This is a genomic window from Bradyrhizobium sp. Crot121 (assembly GCF_059512385.1).
This window is the reverse complement of the sequence record NZ_JCAMOR010000405.1, coordinates 1-426: the sequence shown is the minus strand read 5'-3', so window position 1 is coordinate 426 and position 426 is coordinate 1. Positions and strand designations below refer to the sequence as shown.

General features: G+C 54.5%; 1 pseudogene. It reads left to right on the top strand.

What is annotated here, in order from left to right:
- Positions 1–426, top strand: a pseudogene (locus tag AC5ZGW_RS47205) (hypothetical protein); the annotation flags it as partial.

Here is a 426-nt window from a genome sequence, read left to right as displayed (position 1 = left end):
AGCAACCTTTCGGCGCGCACCAAGCGCTCGCGCATCCAGCAGATTTGGGATTGGTCAGGGGTAGCGTGGCCGGAAAGTAGCCCGCTGGTTTCTGACGAAGTTTTGTCGGGGATTGGCAGTGCCGGCCCCGGGTTCAATAATCATCGGCCGCGCGAACTGACCTTCTGCATCAATTTTCTTTTGCAGTTTCGATCGCTTTCATCGGACGAGCAGACACAACTGCTGCAAGACCCTTGGAAGTTCGTATCGTGGCTACAGAACGTCGCTGACGCGCAGGCGCGGCAGTTTCGTCATATGCTTGTCTTTTTGTTGTTTCCTGACGACTTTGAGAGGATCTTTTCGGCTGGTGATCGCACAACAATTGCCGACCGGTTTGGAAACATTCCACGCGCGCAAGTGGCGAAAATGCCGGCCAATGAACTCGAT